Below are 17,279 nucleotides of genomic sequence, written 5' to 3'. Positions count from 1 at the left end.
CGAATTCGAACATGAACGGGGTGTGAATTCACGTGGCGATCAACCGGGGTCCCACTCCCCTGTCCTCCCCTACGACGGCGGTCTTCGACTACGGCGAGGTGATCTCCCGGCCGCAGCTGTCCGAAGCACGGGACCGGATGGAGCGGATCGCCGGGGTCGACCCCCGGGACTTCTGGACCGCCTACTGGGACGAGCGCTCCGACTACGACGGCGGGCTCACCTCGACGGAGTATTGGGACCGCATCTCCCTGCGCCTGGGAGCCGAGTGGGACGGGGCCCAGCGGCAGGACCTGTGGGCGACCGACGTGTCCTCCTGGCTGCACGTCACCGAGCGGAGCGCGGGACTGGTGGACCGGCTCGCCGACCGGGGAGTACGGCTCGCGCTGCTGTCCAACGCCCCGGCCGACATCGCCGGAGCCCTGCGCCACTCGCCGGTCCTGGCCCGGTTCGATGCCCTGTTCTTCAGCTGTGACCTGGGGATACGCAAACCGGCCCCGGACATCTACACGCACGTGCTGACGGAGCTCGGCGTCACGCCGGAGGAGACCGTCTTCATCGACGACCGCGAGGAGAATGTCCTCGCCGCGAAGCGACTGGGGATCGACGCGTACCACCACGGGGACGCGGACGATCTGGAATCGTTCCTCACCGAGCGATTCGGAAAGTTCTGAAATCGCGGATTGGTTGACCATAAAACGATCTCCCCTGGCCGATAACGGTCAGGGGAAGAGGGGTTGCGCAACGCCGCGGCTGGATACCCGCATTCTCCTGCACGCAGCGTAGCCGGGCGCCGATCGGACGCGGAATTGCGACAGGGAACAGATTCCCGGTACACGGCTCCCGTCTGAGCAGGGTGCGCCAGAGCCTTTGTCCCGCCTCCCGTCCCCCCGCGGCCCCGAGCCGATTCGCCACGCGCGACGGTCCCTCGCGGTTGCCCCGAGAACCGAATCCGGCCACCCTCAGGCCAAGCGCTGGTCAGAGGCATACGCTCGAAATGTACTAAGGATCGATCGACTGTCCCGTCCGGGCCCGCCGACACGCCTCGCTGACCCGAGCCGATCGCAGTGCAACTCCATCTTCGAGTGGAAAGGTTCATCGGTGCCCGCTGAACAGCTCCCCGATCAGCCGACCGTCGTGGTGACCACCGCCGGATCAGCCCAGACCTCCGGAACGATCCTGCACCTCCGCCGCCAGGGCTTCCGCGTCGTCGCCACCGACATCGACCCCGCCGCTCCGGGGCTCTACCTCGCTGATCGGGGCTACCTCGTCCCCTCTGGAAACAACGACGCCTACCTCCCGCAGATCCGGCGCATCTGCCAGGACGAAGGGGCCATCGCGATCGTCCCGCTGGTCGACGAGGAGCTGGTCCCCGTCGCCGAACTCGCCTTCGACGACATCGCGGTGCTCCTGCCCAGACCCGACTTCGTCACCACGTGCCTGGACAAGTATGTGCTGATGCGGCGACTCGCGGCGGCGGGGATCGGTGTTCCCGCGACCCGTCTGGCCTCCGAGTGGGACGGGGCGCTGGAGCCGCCGCTCGTGGTCAAACCGCGCGCCGGCCGCGGCAGCCGCGGGGTGACCGTGTGCGCGTCGCGCGACGAGCTCCTCGGACTGCTCGCCGACGGCCCCTACGCGCCCAACGACCTCATCGTCCAGGAGCGGATCGGCGGGCCCGAGTACACCGTGTCGGTGGTCGTGTGGCGCGACGGCGAGGTACAGGCCGTGGTGTCCAAGGAGGTGATCCTCAAGCGCGGGGTCACCAAGTACGCCGTGACCCGCCGCAACGAACGCGTGGCCGCCGTGTGCCGCGCGGTGCAGCACGAGCTCCGCGCCGACGGCCCGTTCAACGTCCAGCTCGCCCTGGACGGCGATGGCGAGCCGCGGATCTTCGAGATCAACCCGCGCTTCTCCTCCACCGCGCCGCTGACCATCGCCTCCGGCGTCGACGAGGTCACCGGCCTGCTGCGCCAGGCCACGTTCGGTGGCCCGCGCCTCGCTGACGACTGGGAGGAAGGGCTGGTGATGGTGCGGCGCTGGAGCGACGAGTTCCTCCAGGAGGCGGAGTTCACCGGCCACGGCATCTCCCCGGCCGCGACGGACGCCGTCGCCGCCCCCGCCCCGCAGATCGCCCAGGTCGCCCGGTGAGCGAGCACGACCGGCAGGCGGACGCCGCCGACGACCACGGGTACCGTCCGCGCTCGGACACTCTGCTGGCCGGCATGGCCCGGGCCGTCCTGGACGTGGGTGCGCTGCTCCGCACCTGGCGCTGCGACGCGCGGGCGACGCGGGGGGTCTGGGAGGGGAGCCAGTTCAAGGCCGAGGCGGACGCGAGGGCGCACGAGGCCCTGAGTGGGCGGCTGCGGGGGATCGCCGCCGACATCCCGGTGCTCAGCGAGGAGGACCCGGACTCGCTGCGCGGTGACCGGCCCGCGAGCTACTGGCTGATCGACCCGATCGACGGTACCGCCAGCTACGCGCACGGCTACCCCGGCTATGTCACCCAGGCGGCGCTGGTGAGCGACGGTCGGCCCGTGCTCGCCGCGGTCTACGCGCCCGAGGACGACGCACTGTACACGGCGGCGCGCGGGGGAGGCGCCGCCGCCAACGGCCGCCCGCTGCCGCGCACGGCCCGGATCGGCCCGGGGGCGGGCGTGCTCACCGACAACACCCCCGCCCCGCACGGAATCGCCCGCGAGGTCTATGAGCACTTCGGCTACACCGCGTACCTGGAGTGCGGCAGCATCTCGCTGAAGCTGTGCCGGATCGCCGAGGGGGCGGCGCACCTGTTCGTCAAGGACGTCCCGGTCCGCGACTGGGACGTCGCCGCCCCGAGCTGCTGCTCGGGAGACCGGTGCTTACCTGAGCAGGCTGGACGGCACGCGGTTCGGCTACAGCGGGGGCTTCGAGCACACCGGGCTGATCGGCGCGGCCGATCCGGCGGTCGGGACGGCATCACCGATTGGTATTCCACACGCACGGCCACGTGCCGCTGAACCGACCACGGCGGCCGGTCCACTGGGGCCGCGTCATACGAAAGCTGTACGGTCGATCTGGTCGCCGGGAGGATGAACTTCGCATACCACGCCAACTACGCTGGCAACCGGGCACCGCCGGATCCCACGGAGGTGCCCGCAGGCGATCGCCGAGCCGACGAGCCTCGGCGGACGGGCACAGCAGGGGATTCGACGGAGGGGACGGCGATGGGTTCCGACATCACGCCGCACAGCGGGATGCGCGCAGCCGACGCCGATCGGGACGCTGTGGCCCAGCGTCTGGCATCGGCGCTGTCGGAGGGGCGGCTGGACCTGGCCGAATACGAACGGCGCCTGGACACAGCCATGTCCGCCACCGTCTTCGGTGAGCTGGAGCCCCTCACCGCGGATCTACCGACATCCCAGCAGCCGGACCGGGAACCCGTCGACCTGGCCGCGGTCGGCGCGGAGAACTACGCCCCCTCGCCCTGGCGCGAATGGTTCGACGAATGGCGCTGGTGGCTCGGCGGCGCGATCATCATGACGGGAATCTGGGGCGTCAGCAGCCTCCGCGACGGGGAATTCACCCACTTCTGGCCGGCCATTCCGCTGGGGATCTGGGCCGCCGTCCTCCTCGCCCACCTCGTCTTCCCCTCCCGGTGCGATGACGACGACCTGGATCTCGACGTGGACGTGGAGGACAGGGAAAAGGACAGGCACGCGGAAAGGCGCAGGAGAAAAATGAGACGCAGGGACCACAGGCGCCACCGCTGAGCGCCGCGGCGGTCCCCCTCCTCCGGTCCGTCCGCAGCTCCGGGAGGAAGAAACACCGCGACACGACTCTGCCGATCGGGTGCCTTTTCTCGTCTCAGCGTGCGGCGTATCGTAAATGTCCCCAGCATCGTGCGGCAGGGGGTGGGCGTTGGACGACGATCGCGTCCCGGAGAGCCAGATGCGCGCCTCGGACGCCGACCGCGACGCCGTTGCCGAACGGCTCGCGACGGCCCTGACCGAGGGCCGTCTCGATCTGGCCGAATACGAACTCCGGCTCGACAAGGCAATGCACGCGGTCGTCCTCGGCGAACTGCGCGCCCTGACGGCCGACCTTCCATTGCCTCCCGAGCCCGCGGAGGAAGACGAGGGTGAACTGGTCGCCGCGGGCCGCGCCGCGCTGTCTCCCTGGCGCGACTGGGTGGACGAGTGGCGCTGGTGGCTGGGCGGAGCCGTCATCATGACCGGGATCTGGGGCGTCACCAGCGTCATGGGCGGCGCCATGCTCCCGTTCTGGCCCCTGGTTCCGCTGGGAATCTGGGCCGCCATCCTGGTCGCCGCCGCCATCTGGCCGGACGAGAACACCGGCAGTCGCCGATAGTCAGGACGCGGGGCCGGTCCACCTCAGCCGGCGGCATGCAGCCAGCGCACCGGGGCGCCGTCCCCGGCGTAGCGGAAGGGCTCCAGCTCCTCATCCCAGACCCGGCCGGTGAGGCGGTCGAGTTCCTCGGCGAGATCGACGTCGTGGGCGGCGGCGCGCTCCATGGCGTTGCGTAACCGTGCCTCCGGCACCATGACCTCACCTGACGCGCTGATCACAGCGGTGAAGATCCCGAGGGCCGGTGTGTAACTGTAGCGTGCGCCGTCACACCCCGGAGTCGCCTCTTCGGTCACCTCGAAGCGCAACCGCTGCCAGCCGTTCAAGGCCGACGCGATCGCGCCCGACAGACCGGGGGCACCCTGCCAGTTCAGCTCTGCGCGGTGGGTACCGGGAGCCGCGGGCTGGTCGCCCCAGTCGAGTTTCACAGGCACGCCAACTACGCCCGCGACCGCCCACTCGACGTGTGGGCACAGCGCCGCGGGCGCGGAGTGGACGTACAAGACGCCACGTGCGGACACCGAACCTCCTGATACGAACGAGTGCGCTTCCCCGACGCCCTCGTATCCGCAGAGGAGCCGTCCGTGTAATTCTCCTCGGCCTATTGTGCCCCATGGGCCCCATAGGCACCAGGTCATCGTGGTCCCGAAGATCCGAAACTTGTCCGGCTACGGCGGTGACCGATCGGTTACTGTGATCTCCGTTCTTCCGCGTGACTGCGGGAGCAGCGAGTCTATCGGGGGTACGGGTGAGTGACCAGCCCTGGACCGAGATGGCGACCGGCGAACTGGTGAAGCGCGCACTCGACGACGCCGAGGCGCTGGAGCACCTGATCGCCAGATTCGCCCGCCGCGTCCGGGCGGTGGTCCGCTTCTACGGCATGTCCGTCCACGACGCGCAGGACGCGGAGCAGACGGTCTGGTTCAGCTTCTGGCAGCACCTGCCGCTGATCCGCACCCCGGAGCACGTCGGCGCGTGGCTCGCCGCGGCCACCCACAACGCGTGCCGCAAACAGCTGAAACTCGCGCGGCGCCTCACCCTGGAGGACCCCGTCCAGCTGGACACGTTCGACGCCCCAGCCGCCAGGGACCAGCCGACCCCCGAGGAACACCTCCTGGCCACCGAACGCCGCCGCCGGGTCTACCGCGCCATCACCGAACTGGCCGAGCCCGACCGGACGATCGCCATCCTGGACATGGACGCCCCTCGGTCATCGGCGTCCTACGTCGCGGACTTCACCGGCCTGCCCCGCGAGCGGATCCCCAACGCCCGGCGCCGCGCCAGACGGCGGCTGCGCCGCCTGCTAATGGACGACAACACCGGGGAGTGTCCGTGAGATGACCGCCGAGGACCAGGGCATCGACAACCACCGACCGAGCCGCCACCGCGCGCGGCAGCGGCAGGCCGCCCCCGCCCCGGAGCCGTGGGAGGCCGTCCTCGACGAACGGATGGCGGAACCGCCGCGCGGCAGTCCTCCCCCCGGTGACCCCACACCCGCCGACATCCGCGCCACAGCCCGCGCCGCCTTCGCGACGTGCACGGACGACGCCATCATCGCCGAGGTGGTCAACGACTCCCTCGACGACCCGGCCACCGACCTGCGCGCCGTGTCGGACCTCGCGGCCTCCCCCCGCTACATACGCTTCCACGCCGCGGGCCTGACCGTGCGGGTGGAGATCACGGTCCGCGACGACCACCGCGACATCGTGGGCCGCGTCAGCCCCACCGACGCCACCGACATCCACGTCCGCTGGCCATGCGGCTCCACCTGGCACCACCTCGACGAATCCGGCACCTTCGCCGCCCGCTCACTCCCCCGGGGACCGGTCAGCATCCTCCTCCACCGGAAAGACGGGCCACCGGTCAGCACCCCGTGGATGGCCTACTAGAAAAGCTCCGCGGCGTCCACGAGCCCGGGCGGAACCAAGCACGAGCAGCACGAGGGGTCGGCCCAACGGCCGCGATCACGCACCACCCGCACCATCGCCCCCATAGATCACCGCCCCATCGAGATCGCCGAACGCGATGTCTCCAAGCGCATCGGTCAGGTCAGCGCGTGCCGCGGCATCGGCGCTCGCCACAGAACCCTCGGCACGGCCAGAACTGGGCGCGCGTGGCCTGGCGGGCCGACGGCTTCCACCACTGCCGGGTGTCAGGCAGCGCCGCAGCTGGCCCGCGCCGCTCAGCGTGGCGATCGACGGGATGCGCGTCCACCTCCGCGACCGGGTGCTGCCTTCCGTGCTCCCCCGTTTCCACCAGGCGCTTCCCTCGTCCAGCCGCTGCAAGCGGCTCCTCTCAAGAGCGGCCCTCAGCTCACCATCGATGTCCCGTCGGTGCAGACGATCGAGCGCGTCCGGTCACATCATCGGCCCCATAACGCGTCGTGCACCCTAGATCGGTCGGCTCGGGGGCTTCGCACTCACCGGTCCGCCGGTGACCATCCGTAACCGTAGTTACGGATGGTCACTCGGGACGCCGATCGACGCTGTTTTCCGACGTCGGGCGAGGAATCGGGGCGGTTCGGGCTGTGGAAAACCAGATTGCCCCTCCCGTAAGAGGATCGGGGAGTGATATCACTTACAGTGACGCATAGCCAACAGGCAGCAATGCTGTTGCTGTTCAGCCGTTTCCCTGCACGATCGTCACGTGCGAAAGGCTCACGCATGGCGGATCCGCAGCATGTCGATGTCCACCTGCCGATTACGCTCATCGCCCGCGATCCGGAGAAGGCGCGGCAGCGGGCCGAGGAGATGCTCGCCGGTTCGCCTGAGCCCGGGACGAGATCCGTCGCGCTGCGGATCGTGGGTATGGCGCAGCGGGAGTTCGGTGAGACCGCGCGGGCGCATCGGACGTTGCGGCAGGCCGCGGCGGTGGCCGTGCGGGCGGGGTTGGACGAGCCGGCGGCACACGCGCGGGCGTCGCGGTTGGGGCTGTTGGCGCTGCGTGGGGGTGGTGGGATCGCCGGGGCCACGCTGGATCGGATGGCGGCGGGTACCCCGACGGCGCGGGTACCGGCTCTGCTGCATCAGGGGGTCGCGGCCGCCCAGCGCGGGCGCTTCGGGGCGGCGATCGCCTGTTTCGACGCGGCGCTGGCGGAGCTCCGTGGTGACGCCGATGACCGCATGCTGCCAGGACTCCTGGCCAACCGCGGACTGGCCCTGATGTACTCCGGGCGATTCGCGGCGTCGGCCGAGGACCTGGGGCAGGCGCTGGAGCTGGCCGAGCGCGACGCGCTGGACTGCCTGCGCGGGGTCGCCCTGCAGAACCTGGGGTGTCTGGCGACGCGGCGGGGCGACATCGCCACCGCCGTCTCCTGCTTCAAGGCAGCCGCCTGTCTGGTGCCCGAGCAGCGCAGGGTGGGACTGCGCCTCGACCATGTCGACGCTCTCCTGGCCGCCGGAATGTTCGGGGAGGCCCGGCGGTTCCTGCTCGGGATCCGGCCGGAGAGCGTTTCCGCGGAGGAGATCACCGCACGGTTGCTGCGCGCCAAGGTCCACCTGAGCCGCGACGAGCGCGACGCCGCCCGGGACCAGGCGTTGCGCGTTCGGGCGCGGTGCGCTCCCGACTCGCTGTGGGCGCGGTTGGCCGATCAGGTGGTGTGGTCCGCCCTGCACATCCCCGCTCCCCGACCGGAACCGGGAAGGCCCGCCGGTCCGCGCCCCCGGCCCGCGGGGATTCCCCGCCCTCGTCCCGCACTGCCCGCGAGTAGGACGCTCACTGATACGTCAGCGTCCACCGACCCGGGTACCGCTCCCCCGTCGGCGGGCACGGCTCTGACCATCGCTCGGTGCGTGTCCAGCGCACCGCTGGGTCCGTTGTCGCCGGAGGTACTGGCTCCGCGCCACACCAGTGCCCTGCGCGCGATCGCCAACGGTCATCACGCCGGGGCGCGACGCGAACTGCTGCGCGCAACCGACGATGGCCGCCCGACGGCCCCCGCCGTGCGCCACCTGGAGCTGCTGGCCCACCAGCGTTCCCACGAACGCGAGGTGGCCGCCGCCGGAGCCCGCGGGGCACTGGGCGACGGCGATGCCGCGGCCGCACTGGAGTGGATCGAGTACGGACGGACGCTGTTCAGCGCCCCGGGGCGATGCCGCGACCCGGCGTGGCAGGGCATGCTGGACCGCTGCCGGGCGGCGTTCGCGCGTCTCCGGGCCGGGGACGATGACGCGCCGACCACTGCGCGGCGGCTCGCCTCACTGCTCGGCCCGGCACAGTGGCACAGCGGGTGTGTGGCCGCGGGGCCGCGCGCTCCCACGGCCCCGTTGGCTTTCGACACCACCGAGCTCGCCGAACGGCTCGGACGCCACGCCTTTGTCTGCTTCACGCAGCCGCACGGTGTGCCGGCGGCGATCACGGTCGTGGACGGGCAGGTGGCGGCCCATCCGCTTCCGCCGCTCCACGCCATCGACGACGCCGTCCAGCGGCTCAACGGCCTCGCCCGGATGAACGCCCGCGCCGACGACCGCGGCATGGACGCGGGTTTGACCGCTCTCGCCGCGGAGGTCGAGCGACTGCTGTTCGCGCCGATCTCCGGTCTCCCCGACGATCGCCCGCTGGTGATCGCCCCGGCGCCGTTCTCCCAGGCGCTGCCCTGGGGGATGCTGCCCGCACTACGTGGGCGGGAGGTGAGCGTGGTCCCCTCGGGCCAGGCGTGGCTGGCCTGCCGCAAGCGGGCGCGGACCGTCGACCGCCGCGCGCCGCGGGTCCTACTCGCGGCCGGCGGGGAACTCGATGCGGCGGCCTCGGAGATCCGCGCCCTGCACCGGTGCTTTCCCGAGGCCGACACGCTGACCGGACCCGATGCCCGCGTCGAGGCCGTCATGGACCGGCTGGTCCACGCCGACCTGGCGCACATCGCCGCCCACGGGCTGATGCCCGCCGGTGCGCCGATGCTCTCGGGAGTCGCTCTCGCCGACGGTCCCCTGTTCGCCTATGACCTGGAACTCCTCTCCTCGGTGCCTGCCCTGACCGTGCTGTCGTCGTGCCGGGTGGGGGCGGCGGTCACCTCACCGGCCGGGGTTCCGATCGGCTTCGGAGCCGCGCTGCTGGCGCTGGGCGGAGCGACCGTCGTCGCGGGTGTGCTCCCGGTGCGCGACCACGGCACGCCGGACGCCATGACCCGGTTCCACCACGCGGTCGCCTCCGGCGCGACACCCGCACGCGCGGTGGCCGACCACCTCGCCGGTACCGGCTTCGTCTGCTTCGGCGCTGGTTGATCCGCCTCTCCTCGCAGGACGATCGGTACCGTGAGTCCATGGACGACGACATTCCCCCGGCGGGGACGGGACAGGAGGGGGAACCGGCCGAGCCGCACGTGTTCACCCTCGACGAGGCACGCGCTCTGATGCCCGAGGTGCACGAGCATGTCGACGAGTTCGTCCGGCTCCGCGCCGACCTGGCGGAACTCGCCGCTGATCTGCGGGTCGCCGGGCGTTCGCCCCTGGGCGGGATGCCGGAACTCAAGGCGATGGAGGCGCGGTTCAGCGAGCTGCACGGCTGGTTTCCCGACCACGGCATCGAGGTGAAGAACCTGGCGCCGGTGCTCATCGACTTTCCCGCGCTGCTCGACGGGGCCGCGGTGCGCCTGTGCTGGCTGGAGGGAGAACCCGAACTCGCCTGGTACCACCGCAGCGAACTCGGCTTCATCGGTCGCCGTCGCCTGCCGCCGAGTTGACGGGGAGACCCCTCGCCCGCGAGGCGGCAAGGGGTCTCCCGGTTGTGGCGTCGTTCGTCTCAGGGGCGTTCGCCGACGCCCTTCCTCCTACCAGCCACGCTCGCGCCAGCCGCCCACGTGCGGGCGTTCGGCGCCCAGGGTGGTGTCCTTGCCGTGGCCCGGGTAGACCCAGGTGTCGTCCGGCAGCATGCCGAAGACCCGCTTCTCCACGTCGTCCAGCAGCGACCGGAAGTCCTCCGGCGCCCAGGTCTTGCCCACGCCACCGGGGAAGAGGCTGTCCCCGGTGAAGAGGTGGGTGTGGCCCTGCGGGTCGTCGTAGCGCAGGGCGATCGAGCCGGGGGTGTGGCCCCGCAGGTGGATGACCTCCAGGCCGCACTCCCCCACGGGGATGCGCCCGCCGTGCTCGACCGGCTCGTCCACCGACACCGGAAGCTCCTCCGCGTCCTCGGGATGGGCGACGGTCCGGGCACCGGTCATGCCCACGATCTCGGCCAGTGCCTGCCAGTGGTCGTGGTGGCGGTGGGTGGTGATCACCCGGGCGAGCCCCTGGTCGCCGATGAGCTCGAGGAGGCGGTCGACCTCGTTCGCGGCGTCGATCAACACCGCCTCGCCCGTGCGCCGGCAACGCAGCAGGTAGGCGTTGTTGTCCATCGGCCCCACGGCGAGCTTGGCGATGACGAGCTCGGGCAGTTCGCGTACGTCGGCGGGCCCACCGACCCGCGTATCTCCGGAATAACTCACGCCCCCATTACAGCACCCAACGCGGCGGGCGCTTCTGGAAGAAGGCCTCGCGTCCCTCCGCCGCGTCGTCACTGGCGAAGAATTCGCGGGACACCTCGCCCATTTCCGTGAAAGCCGACGCCCGCGCGTCGGCCTCCGGCCCGCCCAGCAGCGCCTTGGTGCGCGCCAAGGCGCGCGGCGCGCTCTTGCGCAGCCCGTCGAGGATCTCCTCGGTCACCGCGTCGACGCGGTCGGACGGGACGGCGGCGGTCAGCAGTCCGGCCTCGGCGGCGGCACGGGCGTCGAAGGCCTCACCGGTCAGGAAGTAGCGGCTGAGCTGGCGGTCGTGCATGCGCGCGGTGACGGGGACGGAGATGATGGCCGGGACGACGCCGATGCGGACTTCGGTGAAGGCGAAGGTGGCCTCCTCCGGTGCGACGGCGATGTCGGCGGCGGCGACCAGACCGATGCCTCCGGCCCGGGCCGGACCGTTGAGGCGGGCGACGACGGGCTTCTCCGCATCCATGATCGTGGAGAACAGCTCCGGCATGCCGGGCGCGTCGGGGTCGGGGGCCTGGCCGGCGCGTTCCGCGGCCACCTCCTTCAGGTCGGCTCCGGCGCAGAAGGCCGGGCCGACGGCGGTGAGGACGATCGCGCGCACGCCGTCGTCGGCCAGGGCCACGGCCAGACCGTCCGCGAGTTCGGTGCGCAGCCGCGCCGAGAGCGCGTTGCGGTTGTGCGGCGAGTCGAGGGTGAGGGTCGCGATACCTCTCTCGGTGCTCCGGCGCACCAGCGGCGCGGTGGCGTCCACCATGGTTCGTTGAGCCCTTTCGTGGTTCTGCGTTGTCCTGGTCGTCACCTCCGTTGATCTCGGGGATATCGACCGAATACTCGTCGGTATTACGTCGATATCCCCGAGATCAACGGAATGGGAGGTGGGGCGCTGGGGCCGAGCGATCAGCGCGCGTGGTCCCGGAGAGCGCGCAGTGCGCCGTCGGCGTGGGCCTGCATGCGGATCTCGCTGCTGACGATGTGCAGCACGCGGCGGTCGGTGCCGATGACGAACGTCTTGCGCTTGGTCGGCGCCACCGCGGAGAGCACGCCGCCCCGTCGCACGCCGTAGAGGTCGGCCACGGTGCCGTCGGTATCGGAGAGGAGGGGGAAGTCGACCTCGTGCGCCCCGGAGAACTCCGACTGGCGGCCGACCGGGTCGGCGCTGATTCCGACCCGCCGCGCGCCGACTTCGGCGAACTCCGCGCCCAGGTCGCGGAAGTGGCAGGTCTCCGCGGTACAGCCGGGCGTCATCGCGGCGGGATAGAAGAACAGCACGACGGGGCCGGTGGCGAGCAGGTCGGTGAGCCGACGCGGGACGCCGTCCTGGTCGGGCAGCTCGAATTCGGGGGCCAGCTCTGCGATGTCCACGGCGCAACCTTAGGCCACCGTGGTCACCCGCAACAGGGGCACCCTCAGTTCCACGGGTGTGAGCGACCCGTGCTGACCGACCAGAGAGCTCTCCACCGGCTCGGCCTTCGGGGCGACCAGCGCGATGTCCCCGTGGGCCAGCGCCAGGACGTCGCCGATGCGTTCGCGGACGCCGTCGTCGACCGCGCCGAACAGGTCCCGGGCGATGGCGTCGTCGCGGGTGATCACCTCCGCGCGCCCGTCGAGGCGCTCCCGCCAAGCGGCCAGGACATCGTCGGCCGCGCCGTCGCGGACGTAGACCTGCCGGACCCGCGCCTCGCCCGCCAGGACCCGGACGCCCGCGCTGAGGTCGGGGTCGGACTCGACGTCGATGCGGGTGTCGGGGCCGGTGTCGACCATGCCGTGGTCGGCGGTGATGTAGAGCGCGGCGTCGGGCGGCAGGGCGTCGGCGATCTGTTCGGCGAGGCGGTCGACGTGCCCCAGGTGCAGCCGCCAGTAGGCGGAGTCCACACCGAACATGTGGCCGTACAGGTCGAGGTCGGGGTGGTAGACGAACGCCAGGGCGCGATCGGCGGAGGTGAGCGTTGCGGCGGTCTGGACCGCGAGCTCGGTGATGTCGTTGGCGGGCACGTAGGTGCTGCCGCGCGCCGATGCCCGGCTCAGCCCGCCGCCCTCGAACTCGCCGGCCGCGATGTAGGAGGTCGTCACCCCGGCCCGCTCGGCGCGCTCGTAGACGGTGGCGCGGGGCTGCCAGGTCTCGGGCTCGACGTCGGGGTCCCAGCGGAGCTGGTGCAGGATGCGGTCACTGCCCGGGATGGCGACCTGGAGGCCGATGACGCCGTGGTGCCCGGGCGACAGGCCGGTGCCCAGGGTGGTGAGGCTGGTGGCGGTGGTCGTCGGGAAAGCGGCGGTGATCGGCGCGGCGGCGTCGACGAGGGAGGACAGGAACGGAGCGCAGGAGCGGTTCGCGAGGAGCGGCTCCCAGCCCATGCCGTCGACCAGCAGTACGCAGGCGCGGCGCACCGGGGGCAGGCCCAGAGGGGCGCTCTCCCCCGGTACGCCGAGCGACGCGAGAACCGACGGGGTCAGGTCGGCGAGCGAGGCGCCGCCGTAGCGCGGGGATTCGAACGGGGTCGCGTTCATCGGGGATGATCCACCTGCCTCTCGGGCCGGGTCGGGACCGATGTCCGCCCCGGCCCGGGCCGCCCCGTGCGGGGATGGCGTTGAGAGCCGGAGATGTCGGATCCGCGACCGATCGATTTCCGCTGTTCGGCGTCGCTACACCTACCCGCCGGTGCCGCCCGCCTCACCCGTCAGCCGCGGGACGTGGCCTCGGACAGCACGTTGGCGAAGTTGACCATGGTGGACACGGAGTCGGTGCCATCTGCGGCCTGGCTGACCCGCAGGGTCAGCGGTTCGGCGGTGATGGCTCCGGTGTAGCCGTGGTCGAGCTCGCAGGACTCGTCCGCGCAGGACGCGGGTTCGAGGTCGATGTGGGCGATGGCTCCCCAGTTGACGTTGAGGCTGATACTCAGCACGACCTCACTGGGCAGGCTGGCGGGGGTGTAGTTGGCCGGGTCGGCGACCACCCGCGTCAGCGCGACGGACTGGATGTTGTCGAGCCGGATGGCGTCGGTGGTGGTCGAAGCGTGCGGACGCCCGTTCCCCTCCGTCGGCGGATGTTCGTCGGTGTGGCAGACGATCAGCCGCGTGGGGGTGAGCAGCAGGACCGTGGTGTGCCGCCGCATTTCCATCGCGGGATCGAAAATGGCCTCGTGGTGGACCACGAAGGCCTCGGCGGTCTCGCTGCCGAGAGCTGTGGCTACGGCATCGATCACGAGACCGGGGTAATACCCGCTGCGCTCGATCTCCAAGCGCCAGTCGGTGGGCACGGCACGCGTTTTCCTCATGCCTCCATCCTGCCCTCTTCCGGCAGCAGATCGCATCCCGCGCCCCCAGGGTGCGCCGCGGACCGGCCCACCGGCGGGCGGATCGGCGCGCGGATCAACGGACGCGGCTGATACGGATAACCGGAATTGATCTGGGGTAGGGCCGATGACATGTATGCGACCGTGCCACCGGTACCCGTACCGGAACCGCCCGGACCGCAGCCGCCGGGTCCCGGTCCTGTGCCGCCCGACCCGACGCCCACGCCGCCCGAGCCGCCGATGCCCGAACCTGGACCGGGTCCAGGGCCGGGGCCGCTGCCGCCGGAACCGGAGCCGGAGCCCCGTCCGGCCTGACAGCGGCGCCGCGGCCGCGGCGGGCACGTGCGCGGTCCCCTTCCGCGGCCCAGACCCACTGATCACCGGCGGATCAGAACGTGACCCCGCGCAGCCGCCGCGGTCCCACGTCGGGACGCAGGTCGGGCGGTTCGCGCAGCCACACGCGGGCGCCCAGGACATGCGCGCCGTCGGCGTTCACGACGACCGGGTCCAGGTCGACGTGGGCGACCTCACCGAACGCGTCGACCAGCCGGGAGACCCGGATCAGCAGCTCCTCCAGCGCGTCGACGTCGGGCGTCTCGGCCAGCGAGGTGGCTCCGGCCGGCAGGCCGAACAGCAGGGGCGAGGAGCGCACCGCGCGCACCAGGTCGGCGGCGTCGGCGTCGGTCAGCGGAGCCAGCCGAAACGCCCGGTCGTCGAGCAGTTCGGCGGTGACGTCGGCCAGGCCGAACCCGACGACCGAGCCGAACGACGGGTTCTCCCCGGCGCGGATCACCGTTGGCACTCCCGGGACCACCATCCGCTGGACCGCCAGCATGGCGTCCTCGCCGAGCCGGTCGAACAGGGCGGTGAACGCCCCCCGGACGTCGGTCGGCGTGCGCAGGTCGGCACGGATGCCGCTGCCCCCCGCGCGCAGCCGCAGGTCGGGGGCGTTGGCCTTGACCACGACCGGGTAGCCGAGCCGCTCGGCCGCGGCGACGGCCTCCTCGGCGGAGGCCACCGGGATGTCCTCCCACACGTCGATGCCGTAGCAGCCGAGCACGTCGCGGGCGTCCTCCGGCGCGACGGCGTTCTCCTCGTTGTGCACCGGCTCGCTGGTGAACCACACCGGCTGCGGGATGTCCCCGGCCTCCTCGGCCTTGGCGAGGGTCCGGTCGATGATCTCGCGCGCCCGCGCCCCGTCGATGTCGGGGAGTTCGGGGTGCCGCCCGGCGTCGCGCCGGCGCCACATGGCGTACCGCGTGGCGTGGGAGAGGGCGCGCACGGCGTCCTCCGGCGCGGGGTAGGAGGGGACCGACCCGCGGACCGTCTCCCCGTTCTCCCCGGTTCGGCGCAGCTCCTCGGGCAGCCCCTGGTAGCCGAGGTAGGTCGTGACGATGGGCTTGGCGCTGGTCGCGGCCTTGGCCCGCATGACCTCGGCGACGTCGTCGGAGATCGGGTTCAGCGCGGGGATGAAGACGACGACCACGGAGTGCACCGCGTCGTCGGCGAGGGCGTCGGTCAGCGCGCGGTCGAAGTCCTCGGCGGTGGCCGTGGGCCCCAGGTCGACGGGCTCGTGCGGCTTCAGGCCGGAGCGCAGGCAGGCGTCCTTGACCAGCAGTCCCAGCGAGTCGGAGTTGCCGAGGATGCCGACGCGCGGCCCTGTGGGCAGCGGCTGGTAGGCGAAGAGCTGCGCGACGTCGAACATCTGCGTGATGTCGTCGACCCGCACGACACCGGCCTGCCGGAACAGCGAGGCGACCCCGTAGTCGGGAAGGGCCAGCGCACCGGCGGCGTGCCCGGTGGGGACACCCTGGGAGGAGCCGCCGCTGCGCACCGCCACGACCGGCTTGTGCTGGGCCAAGCGCCGCGCCAGCCGGGTGAACTTGCGCGGGTTGCCCAGCGATTCCAGGTACTGCAGGACGACCTCGGTGGCGGGGTCCTCCTGCCAGTACTGCACCAGGTCGTTGCCGGACACGTCGGCGCGGTTCCCGGCCGAGACGAAGGTGGTCAGTCCCATGCCGCGGTCGGCCACCCGCTGCAGGATGGCCCGGCCGAGCGCGCCGGACTGGGAGAAGAACCCGATGGGGCCGCGCGGCGGCAGGTCCGGGGACAGGGTGGCGTTGAGCGACACCGAGCGGTCCGTGTTGGCGATGCCCAGGCAGTTGGGTCCCACCACGCGCATTCCGGCGGCGCGGGCGGTGCGCACCAGCTCGTCCTGGCGGGCGCGCCCCTCGGGGCCGGCCTCGCCGAAGCCGGAGCTGACGACCACCAGGCCGTGCACGCCCTTGCGGGCGCATTCGTCCACGACGTCGTGGACCATGTCGGCGCGCACGGCGACGATGGCGAGGTCGACGGGGTCGGGGATGTCGAGCACGCTCCGGTAGGCGCGCACGCCCGCCACGGCCTTGGCCTCGGGGTGCACGGGGAACACGGGTCCCTGGAAGTCCCCGGCCAGGACGTTGCGCAGGGCGGTCTGGCCGATGGTGTGCGCGGTGCGGCTGGCGCCGATGACGGCGACCGACTCGGGGAACAGCAGCCGGGAGATGGAGCGCGACTCGGCGCGCTGCTCACGGGCGCGCATGACCTCCTGCGAGGAGGCGGTGGGCTCCAGGTCGAGGGTGAGCCGGATGACGCCCTCGTCGAAGGTCTGCTGCGCGGTGTACCCGGCCTCGCGGAAGACGTTGACCATCCGCCGGTTCTCCGGGAGCACGTCGGCGATGAACCGGTGGATACCGCGCTCACGGGCGGCCGCACCGATGTGCTCCAGCAGCACCGAGGCCAGGCCGCGCCCCTGGTGCGCGTCCTCCACGACGAAGGCCACCTCGGCCTCGCCCTCGCTCACCTTGTCGTAGCGGACCACGGCCAGCATGACGTCGGAGATGGTCGCGACGAGGGCGACCCGGTCCTCGTAGTCGACGTGGGTGAAGCGCTTCACGTCGCGGTCGGAGAGTTTCGGGTAGGGAGCGAAGAAGCGGTAGTAGATGGTCTCCGGCGACAGGCGTGAATGGAAGTCCCGGAGCAGATCGGCGTCCTCGGGCACGATGGGGCGGATGTGGGCGGTCCCGCCATCGGTGAGGACTACGTCGGCTTCCCAGTGGTTCGGGTATGACTGCACGGTTTTGAGCCTAAACGAGATCCGACCGGGCGTGACGAACCCCACGCCTGCTTTACATGGTCTGCCACTTCGTTAC

The 17,279-nt window shown here is 71.6% G+C and carries 15 protein-coding genes and 1 pseudogene; 9 read left to right on the top strand and 7 right to left on the bottom strand.

What is annotated here, in order from left to right; translation table 11 throughout:
* Window positions 1–32: 32 nt before the first annotated feature.
* The 5 genes and pseudogenes from CDO52_RS10530 to CDO52_RS10510 all read left to right on the top strand — a co-directional run bounded on the left by CDO52_RS10530 (window position 33) and on the right by CDO52_RS10510 (window position 4,344).
* Entirely contained in the window at window positions 33–671 is a 639-nt protein-coding gene (locus CDO52_RS10530) for an HAD family hydrolase (RefSeq protein ID WP_017621127.1), read from the top strand.
* A gap of 463 nt (window positions 672–1,134) precedes the next feature.
* The gene (locus tag CDO52_RS10525) at window positions 1,135–2,145 is read left to right on the top strand and encodes an ATP-grasp domain-containing protein (RefSeq protein WP_033301898.1); all 1,011 of its coding nucleotides are present in this window, start codon (window positions 1,135–1,137) and stop codon (window positions 2,143–2,145) included.
* A 74-nt stretch (window positions 2,146–2,219) separates the two neighbouring features.
* Window positions 2,220–2,940: pseudogene (locus CDO52_RS10520) on the top strand (inositol monophosphatase family protein); the annotation flags it as partial.
* Window positions 2,941–3,200: 260 nt separating this feature from the next.
* Complete coding sequence (locus tag CDO52_RS10515; RefSeq protein WP_017621125.1) at window positions 3,201–3,746, top strand: DUF1707 SHOCT-like domain-containing protein; 546 nt, start codon at window positions 3,201–3,203, stop codon at window positions 3,744–3,746.
* Between the two features lie 178 nt (window positions 3,747–3,924).
* On the top strand, window positions 3,925–4,344 hold the full coding sequence (locus tag CDO52_RS10510; protein WP_017621124.1) for a DUF1707 SHOCT-like domain-containing protein: 420 nt from the start codon (window positions 3,925–3,927) through the stop codon (window positions 4,342–4,344).
* A 23-nt stretch (window positions 4,345–4,367) separates the two neighbouring features.
* Here the strand turns inward: CDO52_RS10510 and CDO52_RS10505 are convergent, their stop codons facing one another.
* Window positions 4,368–4,862 carry a DUF3145 domain-containing protein gene (locus tag CDO52_RS10505; protein ID WP_026126271.1) on the bottom strand — a complete coding sequence of 165 codons (495 nt, stop codon included), beginning with the start codon at window positions 4,860–4,862 and terminating at the stop codon, window positions 4,368–4,370.
* Window positions 4,863–5,089: 227 nt separating this feature from the next.
* Here CDO52_RS10505 and CDO52_RS10500 point away from each other — a divergent pair, with 227 nt between their 5' ends.
* The 4 genes from CDO52_RS10500 (at window position 5,090) to CDO52_RS10485 (ending at window position 10,018) form a co-directional block, all read left to right on the top strand.
* Window positions 5,090–5,677, top strand: a complete 588-nt coding sequence (locus CDO52_RS10500; protein ID WP_094932346.1) for an RNA polymerase sigma factor — start codon at window positions 5,090–5,092, stop codon at window positions 5,675–5,677.
* 1 nt (window position 5,678) lies between these two features.
* Window positions 5,679–6,230, top strand: a complete 552-nt coding sequence (locus tag CDO52_RS10495) for a hypothetical protein (protein WP_094932345.1) — start codon at window positions 5,679–5,681, stop codon at window positions 6,228–6,230.
* Window positions 6,231–7,004: 774 nt separating this feature from the next.
* Window positions 7,005–9,560 carry a CHAT domain-containing protein gene (locus CDO52_RS10490; RefSeq protein WP_157745515.1) on the top strand — a complete coding sequence of 852 codons (2,556 nt, stop codon included), beginning with the start codon at window positions 7,005–7,007 and terminating at the stop codon, window positions 9,558–9,560.
* A gap of 38 nt (window positions 9,561–9,598) precedes the next feature.
* On the top strand, window positions 9,599–10,018 hold the full coding sequence (locus CDO52_RS10485) for a DUF2203 domain-containing protein (RefSeq protein ID WP_017621119.1): 420 nt from the start codon (window positions 9,599–9,601) through the stop codon (window positions 10,016–10,018).
* An 87-nt stretch (window positions 10,019–10,105) separates the two neighbouring features.
* Here the strand turns inward: CDO52_RS10485 and CDO52_RS10480 are convergent, their stop codons facing one another.
* The 6 genes from CDO52_RS10480 to CDO52_RS10450 form a co-directional block, all read right to left on the bottom strand.
* Window positions 10,106–10,759 carry an MBL fold metallo-hydrolase gene (locus CDO52_RS10480; protein ID WP_094932343.1) on the bottom strand — a complete coding sequence of 218 codons (654 nt, stop codon included), beginning with the start codon at window positions 10,757–10,759 and terminating at the stop codon, window positions 10,106–10,108.
* Window positions 10,760–10,766: 7 nt separating this feature from the next.
* Window positions 10,767–11,552: an enoyl-CoA hydratase-related protein gene (locus CDO52_RS10475; RefSeq protein WP_017621117.1), complete on the bottom strand. Its 786-nt coding sequence runs from the start codon at window positions 11,550–11,552 to the stop codon at window positions 10,767–10,769.
* A gap of 143 nt (window positions 11,553–11,695) precedes the next feature.
* Window positions 11,696–12,160 (bottom strand): peroxiredoxin, encoded by a 465-nt coding sequence (locus CDO52_RS10470; protein ID WP_017621116.1) that lies wholly within the window; start codon window positions 12,158–12,160, stop codon window positions 11,696–11,698.
* Between the two features lie 9 nt (window positions 12,161–12,169).
* The gene (locus CDO52_RS10465) at window positions 12,170–13,303 is read right to left on the bottom strand and encodes an alkaline phosphatase family protein (protein ID WP_017621115.1); all 1,134 of its coding nucleotides are present in this window, start codon (window positions 13,301–13,303) and stop codon (window positions 12,170–12,172) included.
* 170 nt (window positions 13,304–13,473) lie between these two features.
* A complete protein-coding gene (locus CDO52_RS10460; RefSeq protein WP_017621114.1) occupies window positions 13,474–14,052 on the bottom strand; it encodes a DUF5998 family protein in 579 nt (192 codons plus the stop codon).
* Between the two features lie 424 nt (window positions 14,053–14,476).
* Complete coding sequence (locus tag CDO52_RS10450; protein ID WP_094932818.1) at window positions 14,477–17,203, bottom strand: bifunctional acetate--CoA ligase family protein/GNAT family N-acetyltransferase; 2,727 nt, start codon at window positions 17,201–17,203, stop codon at window positions 14,477–14,479.
* Window positions 17,204–17,279 lie beyond the last annotated feature (76 nt).

The organism is Nocardiopsis gilva YIM 90087 (assembly GCF_002263495.1).
Taxonomy (GTDB): Bacteria; Actinomycetota; Actinomycetes; order Streptosporangiales; family Streptosporangiaceae; genus Nocardiopsis_C; species Nocardiopsis_C gilva.
This window is presented reverse-complemented; position numbering and strand designations above follow the sequence as displayed.